Below are 7,414 nucleotides of genomic sequence, written 5' to 3'. Positions count from 1 at the left end.
GCCCGGGGGCGGTCCGGGGGCGAGCGCCGGGTCGGTAACGGGCTCGGGGGCTGCCGGTGGAACTGCGGGTCAGGGGCAAGGGCCGGCGTCGGGTGGGCGCTCCCGGCGTACCTTAGTGATGTCTGGCTTGTCGGTCTTGGTGTTGCTCGTGGTTCTTGCGGCGGTCTTCGTGGCGCGGCCGGGGCCGGTGGAGGGGTGGTTGGCGGCCGATCCGACCAAGCCGTCTACCACTGCGCCCACGCCGGATCCCGCACCTACGCCCGTGCTGGCAGCGGCCGCCGCGGATGCGTCCGCGCCGTCCGCCGAGGGCGTCAAAGCCGCCATCGGACCGCTGGTGAGCGCGCCCGCACTCGGCAGCCGGGTCAACATCTCGGTGGTCGACGGGGCGACCGGCGATTCGCTGTACGAGAAGAACGCCGACATCATGACCACGCCCGCGTCCACGACGAAACTCCTCACCGCGACCACCGTGCTCGCCGCTCGCGGACCCGCCTACCGACTCGATACTCGCGTCGTGGCGGGAGCAGCGCCCGGCGAGGTGGTTCTGATCGGCGGCGGTGACCCGACGCTTGCCATTGACGGCGAGGGACAGTTCCCGGGCGCGGCGCGGCTCGACAAGTTAGCTGATCAGGTCAAAAAGGCGCTGGGTGAGCAGAAGCCGACAAAGGTGACGATCGACACATCGCTGTTCACCGGGCCGGAGACGGCGACCGGGTGGGACGGGGATGTGATCGGCGGCGGGCAGGTGTCGCGGATCCAGTCGTTGATGACCAATGCGGGGCGGATCACGCCGGTGCACAACGAGGTGGGCGGCGATCCACGGTTCACCGACCCGGCGCTGTCGGCCGGTAAGGCGTTCGCGAAGCTGCTGGACGTGCCGGCTGCTGCGGTAAAGCGGGGCAAAGCACCCGCCACCACCGGTTCCGGGGCCTCCGCCGCGCCGGCCGCCGGTTCGCCAGGAGCGCAACTCGGCGTGGTGCAGTCGCCGCCGTTGGTGCATGTCGTCGACTGGATGCTGACGCAGAGCGACAACGTGATCGCCGAGACCATGGCGCGGCAAGTGGCCCTGGCGGCCGGCAAGGAAGCGTCGTTCGAGGGCGGCGCCGAGGCCATGCGCGCCAAGCTGGACGAGCTGGGCCTGCCTTCTGACGAGGCCAACCTGTACGACGCCAGCGGCCTGTCCCGGCACAACGGCATCAGCCCGAAGCTGCTCACCGACGTCCTCCAGCTCGCCGCCAGCGGAAAGAACCCGCAGGTCAGCAGCTTGTTCGGCGGGCTGCCGGTGGCCGGCTGGTCGGGGACGCTGCGGACCCGGTTCGTGACGCCCGAGCCGAATCAGGCCGGTCAGGGCATCGTGCGCGCCAAGACCGGCTCGCTCACCGGCGTCAACACGATCTCCGGGGAACTGGTGACCAAGGACGGGCGGCTGCTGCTGTTCGCGGTGATGGCCGATGCGACCGGGGAGTCCGGGGCCGCGCGGCAGGCGCTCGACAAGATTGCGACCAAGCTCGTGAGCTGCGGCTGCCAGTAGGGGATTTCTCAGGGTGGCGGGCTGGCCCGCCGCGGGTACGGTGGTCAGCATGGCGCAGTTCGTTGACTGGGATCTGGCCGCCGCCACCGCGGGCGCGCTGTCGAAATCCGGACCCGCGGTGTCCTACGAGGAAGCGACGCAGGTGGTTGCCCAGCTGCGTGAGCTCACCGATGAGGCGCGGGCCCACGTGGCCGCGTACACGGGGCTCACGCCGCAGGTGGAGGGTCCCCCGGTGCGCATCGTGGACCGCAAGGACTGGGCGGCCGTCAACATCGCCGGGCTCAAAGAAGTGATCATCCCGCTGGTCAGCCGGCTGTCCGGGGACAAGCAGCCGAGCCCCGTGGTGGACGCGATCGGCTCGCGGGTCACCGGGGTGCAGGCCGGCACGGTGCTGGCATACCTGTCCGGCCGGGTCCTCGGGCAGTACGAGGTGTTCTCCGCCGAGCCCGGCCAGTTGCTGCTCAACGCGCCGAACATCGTCGAGGTCGAGCGCAAGCTGGGCGCCGACTCGCGTGACTTCCGGCTTTGGGTCTGCCTGCACGAGGTGACCCACCTGACCCAGTTCCAGGCGGTGCCGTGGATGCGCGGCTACTTCCTGGGCGAGGTGCAGGCGTTCGTCGACGCCTCGCAGAACAGCGAGCACATCCTCGAACGGCTGCGCCGCGGTGTCGCCTCGCTGTCGGATGCGCTGCGCGACCCGGACAGCCGGTCCTCGGTGCTCGACCTGGTGCAGACCCCGGCGCAGAAGGCGATCCTCGACCGGCTGACCGCGCTGATGACGCTGCTGGAGGGCCACGCGGAGTTCGTGATGGACGGGGTGGGACCCGATGTGGTGCCGACCGTTGACTCCATCCGGGCCAAGTTCAACCAGCGCCGGGAGACCGGCAACCCGTTGGAGAAGGCGATCCGGCGGCTGCTCGGCATCGAGGTCAAGATGCGCCAGTACGCCGAGGGCCGCAAGTTCGTGCACGGCGTCGTCGAGCGGGTCGGGATGACCGGCTTCAACAAGATCTTCAGCTCGCCGCTGACCCTGCCGCGGCTCGACGAGCTCGGCGACCCCGACGCCTGGGTGACGCGGGTGCACGGCCCGGTGGGTCTGGCTTCATAGGGTCGTGGCGCGCATCCCGGCCCCGGTCGCGGCCGTACGGACGGCGGTGCGCCAAGCGCTGACCAAGTCCGGCGGTCCGGTGCTGGTGGCCTGCTCCGGCGGTGCCGACTCGCTGGCCTTGGCCGCGGCTGCCGCGTTCGTGGCGCCGCGGCTGGGGATCCGAGCCGGGCTCGTGACCGTCGATCACCAGCTCCAGCAGGGCTCGGCCGAGCGCGCCATGGTCGTGGCCGAGTGGGCACGCAAGGTTGGGCTGGACCCGGTGTCAGTCGAGACGGTGGACGTCGGCGGCCGTCCCGGTGGTCCGGAAGCAGCCGCACGCGAGGCTCGCTATGCCGCGCTGACCACGGCCGCCGCGCGAGCTGGCGTGGAAACGGTGCTGCTCGGGCACACGCGCGACGATCAGGCCGAGACTGTGCTGCTGGCGTTGGCCCGGGGAGCCGGACCGCGTGGGCTGGCCGGGATGCCGGCGCGCCGGGGAATCTTCCTGCGGCCGCTACTGGACGCGTCCCGGGCTGATACCCGCGAGGCTTGTGCGGCGCTGGGCCTTACTGCCTGGGAGGACCCCCACAACCGCGACAGCTCCTATGCCCGGGCTCGGGTGCGATCCTCGGCTCTTCCCGCGCTGACCGAGGTGCTGGGGGCTGGCGTGGTCGGCAATCTGGCGCGAAGTGCCTCGCTCATAGCCGCCGATGGGGATTTCCTCGACGGGGTAGCAAATGCGGCGCTGGCGGCCTCGCGAGGCTCCATGGGTCTGCTCGTTTCGGAATTATCCGGAGTGCACGTGGCTGTCCGTGGGCGCGTGTTGCACGCGTGGTGCCGGGAGCTAGGGGTGCCAGGATCGGCTTTGTCGCACCGGCATGTCGCGGCGCTGGACGCGCTGATCACCGATTGGCACGGCCAGGGTCACACTGTGTTACCGAGCGGGATCGCTGTGGCCCGCCGAAGTGGGGAATTGGTGCCGGTTAGCCTGTGAGAGTTGTCACCGTGAGTGGCGTCCGGGCGGGAGGCTCGGGGTCTTTCGCCCCTTAACCAGCGCTTGTCCGGGCACGGAGTGCTTACCCCGGCGGCGAACTGCCCGGCTCATGCGGCAGGCTTAACGCTATGGCAGACGGCTCCTGGTACGACGCCGACATCGAACGCGTGATCATCTCCGAGGCGCAGATCCGCGAGAAGACCGAAGAGCTCGCGAAGCAGGTCGCAGCCGACTACGCGGACGCCGAAGGCGGCGTGCTGCTGGTTTGCGTGCTCAAGGGCGCGGTCATGTTCATGGCGGACTTCGCGCGCGCCCTGGGCCGGCAAGGCCCGCCCTGCGAGATGGAATTCATGGCCGTCTCGTCCTACGGCTCGGGCACCACGTCCTCCGGGGTTGTGCGCATCCTCAAGGACCTGGACAGCGACATCTCCGGGCGGCACGTGGTCATCGTCGAGGACATCGTCGACTCCGGCCTGACGCTGTCCTGGCTAATGCGCTACCTGCAGTCACGTTCGCCGGAGAGCGTCGAGGTGGTGGCGCTGTTCCGCAAGCCCGACGCGATCAAGGTGCCGGTGCCCACCAAGTACGTGGGCTTCGACATCCCCAGCGAGTTCGTGGTCGGTTACGGCCTGGACTTCGCCGAGCGCTACCGCGAGGTGCCCTACGTCGGCGTGCTCAAGCCCGAGGTCTACGCCCGTAGCTGAACGGTCTCCCAGCCGACTCTCAGGAATCGGATGTCCGTTCCCAAAGCGCGGGGTATTGTCCGACTTTGTGGCGTTTTCTAGACGCCTAACAGAGGAACGGCCGGTAACCGGCGGGCCCCGGGCGGACGGGCTCACGCAGTCGTGGGAGGCACCCACGGTGTACGGTCGAATGACCGATGGCGCAGCGTTACGAGCGCCGGAGGGGCCGGACCGGTGACAGACGGGCCGCGGGGTTACCCCTGGAGGGTTTGATCCACGGCTCGGCGGTTAACGGAAAGCGGCAGAGTCTCCGTCGCCCGCTCGCCTACCGGCGGCCCGCGATGGGGGCTTGTCAACCCAGGTGACCAGGACGCCGATCAGGAGGGTCCGGGCGCATCGGCGCCCGACAACAGTATGGAACGTACGCGTTTCTTCCGCCGCCCGGTGGTCTGGATCATTCTGGTGATCATCGGTGCGATTGCGCTGAGCTCATTCTTCACCAGTGGCCCCAGCTACCAGCGAGTTGATACTTCCGTTGTTCTCGAGCGCCTCAACCAGCCCGGGATCAAGAAGGTCATCCAGGAGGACAAGGAACAGACCCTCCAGCTCGAACTGGCCTCGCCGGAACGCTTCGACGGCAAGACCACGGACAAGATCGAGACCCAGTATCCGTACGAACTGACGGATGAGGTCTGGACCGAGGTCCAGGAGGCGAAGACCGCCGGCCGGATCACCGGTACGGTCAACGCCACGGTCTCCGGCGACAGCATTCTGCTGAGCCTGCTGGTCAATCTGCTTCCCATCGCGATCCTTGTGATCCTGTTGCTGCTGTTCATGTCGCAGATGCAGGGTGGCGGTTCGCGGGTCCTCAACTTCGGCAAGTCCAAGGCCAAGATGCTGACCAAGGACATGCCCAAGACGACCTTCGCCGATGTCGCCGGGGCCGATGAGGCCGTCGAGGAGCTGCAGGAGATCAAGGACTTCCTGCAGAACCCGGCCAAATACCAGGCGCTCGGCGCCAAGATCCCCAAGGGCGTGCTGCTGTTCGGCCAGCCCGGTACGGGTAAGACGCTGCTGGCACGGGCCGTGGCCGGTGAGGCCGGGGTCCCGTTCTACTCGATCTCCGGTTCGGACTTCGTCGAGATGTTCGTCGGTGTCGGTGCCAGCCGGGTCCGCGACCTGTTCGAGCAGGCCAAGTCGAACGCGCCGGCCATCGTCTTCGTCGACGAGATCGACGCCGTGGGCCGCCACCGCGGTGCCGGCATGGGCGGCGGTCACGACGAACGCGAGCAGACGCTCAACCAGTTGCTCGTCGAGATGGACGGCTTCGACACCAAGGGTGGCGTGATCCTGATCGCGGCCACCAACCGTCCGGACATCCTCGACCCGGCGCTGCTGCGCCCGGGCCGCTTCGACCGGCAGATCCCGGTGGACAACCCCGACATGGAGGGCCGCAAGGCAATCCTGCGGGTCCATGCCAAGGGCAAGCCGTTCACGCCGGACGTCGACCTCGACTCCGTCGCGCGGCGCACCCCCGGCTTCTCCGGTGCCGACCTGGCCAACGTCATCAACGAGGCGGCGCTGCTGACCGCCCGTAACGACAAGCGCGCCATCTCCAACGAGATGCTCGAGGAGTCGATCGACCGGGTCATCGCCGGTCCCGAGCGGCGCACCCGGGCCATGAGCGACGGCGAGAAGAAGATCACCGCGTACCACGAGGGTGGGCACGCTCTGGTCGCTTACGCGCTGCCCCACTCGGCTCCGGTGCACAAGGTGACCATCCTTCCGCGTGGCCGCTCGCTGGGTCACACGCTGGTCCTGCCGACCGAGGACAAGTACACCCAGACCCGCGCCGAGATGATCGATACCTTGGCGTACGCGCTGGGTGGCCGCGCCGCCGAGGAGCTCGTCTTCCACGAGCCCACCACCGGGGCCGGCAACGACATCGAGAAGGCGTCCGGTCTGGCCCGCGCCATGGTCACCCAGTACGGCATGAGCTCCAAGCTGGGTGCGGTCAAGTACGGCTCGAACAACGACGAGCCGTTCCTGGGCCGGTCGATGGGGCACGAGCGGGACTACTCCGACTCGGTTGCCGCGGAGATCGACTCCGAGGTGCGCGCGCTGATCGAGCTGGCGCACGATGAGGCCTGGGAGATCCTGGTCGAATACCGCGACGTGCTCGACAGCATGGTTCTCGAGCTGATGGAGAAGGAAACCATCACCCGCGAGGACATGGACCGGATCTGCGCTCGCGTGGTGAAGCGCCAGCCGATGTCGCCGTTCAACGGCTTCGGCAAGCGCCTGCCCTCCGAGGCGCCGCCCGTCCTCACGCCGGCCGAGCGCGACAAGCTCAAGGCCCAGGCGCAGGCCGACGGTCAGGTGGCGGTCGGCGGCGGCAACAGCACGCCGTCGGACCTCAACCCGAACGGCAACGTGGAGGGGCACTGAGCATCGACGGCAGTGCGACGGAGCCTGCGGACTCCGACGACGAGCTCGACTACCTCGCCGCGCGTCTGGTCGACGGCAAGCTCACCGGGGCACCGGTGGAGCAGTCCGTCGACCTGGCGCGCATCGAGAAAGCGGTCCGGGAAATTCTCATCGCCATCGGTGAGGACCCGGACCGTGACGGTTTGCAGCGCACCCCGTCGAGGGTCGCGCGGGCCTACGCGGAACTTTTCGCCGGTCTGCGGGTGGACCCGGGCAAGGTGCTCACCACCACGTTCGAGGCCAACCACGAGGAGCTTGTGCTGGTCCGCGACATCGAGGTGATGAGCCTCTGCGAGCATCACCTGCTGCCGTTCAAGGGCGTGGCGCACGTCGGCTACATCCCGGGCACCGACGGTCGCATCACCGGGCTGTCCAAGCTGGCCCGGCTGGTCGAGGTGTTCGCCCGGCGACCCCAGGTGCAGGAACGGCTGACCTCCCAGATCGCCGACCTGCTGATGCACAAGCTCGACCCGCGCGGCGTGATCGTCGTGCTGGAGTGCGAGCACCTCTGCATGGAGATGCGCGGCATTCGTAAGGCGGGCGCCCGGACGGTGACGTCGGCCGTACGAGGGGCTTTCCAGCGCGACGGCAAGGTCCGCGCGGAAGCCATGATGCTCATCAACGCCCGGTGA

6 protein-coding genes are annotated in these 7,414 nt (G+C 68.6%); all 6 read left to right on the top strand.

The genetic code is table 11. The annotated features are described in order from the left end of the window. Positions 1–118 precede the first annotated feature (118 nt). A complete protein-coding gene (gene dacB / locus TFC3_RS31305) occupies positions 119–1,531 on the top strand; it encodes a D-alanyl-D-alanine carboxypeptidase/D-alanyl-D-alanine-endopeptidase (RefSeq protein ID WP_067509184.1) in 1,413 nt (470 codons plus the stop codon). Between the two features lie 49 nt (positions 1,532–1,580). Continuing rightward, complete coding sequence (locus TFC3_RS31300; RefSeq protein WP_067509906.1) at positions 1,581–2,639, top strand: zinc-dependent metalloprotease; 1,059 nt, start codon at positions 1,581–1,583, stop codon at positions 2,637–2,639. A gap of 4 nt (positions 2,640–2,643) precedes the next feature. Further along, a complete protein-coding gene (gene tilS / locus TFC3_RS31295; protein WP_067509183.1) occupies positions 2,644–3,612 on the top strand; it encodes a tRNA lysidine(34) synthetase TilS in 969 nt (322 codons plus the stop codon). Between the two features lie 128 nt (positions 3,613–3,740). Beyond that, positions 3,741–4,316 carry a hypoxanthine phosphoribosyltransferase gene (hpt, locus tag TFC3_RS31290; RefSeq protein ID WP_067509181.1) on the top strand — a complete coding sequence of 192 codons (576 nt, stop codon included), beginning with the start codon at positions 3,741–3,743 and terminating at the stop codon, positions 4,314–4,316. Positions 4,317–4,709: 393 nt separating this feature from the next. Continuing rightward, positions 4,710–6,743 (top strand): ATP-dependent zinc metalloprotease FtsH, encoded by a 2,034-nt coding sequence (gene ftsH, locus TFC3_RS31285; protein ID WP_067509179.1) that lies wholly within the window; start codon positions 4,710–4,712, stop codon positions 6,741–6,743. Beyond that, positions 6,740–7,414 (top strand): GTP cyclohydrolase I FolE, encoded by a 675-nt coding sequence (gene folE, locus TFC3_RS31280; RefSeq protein ID WP_369819724.1) that lies wholly within the window; start codon positions 6,740–6,742, stop codon positions 7,412–7,414. Before ftsH ends, folE begins: the two co-directional genes overlap by 4 nt.

Source organism: Actinoplanes sp. TFC3 (assembly GCF_001553785.1).
Taxonomy (GTDB): Bacteria; Actinomycetota; Actinomycetes; order Mycobacteriales; family Micromonosporaceae; genus Actinoplanes.
This window is presented reverse-complemented; position numbering and strand designations above follow the sequence as displayed.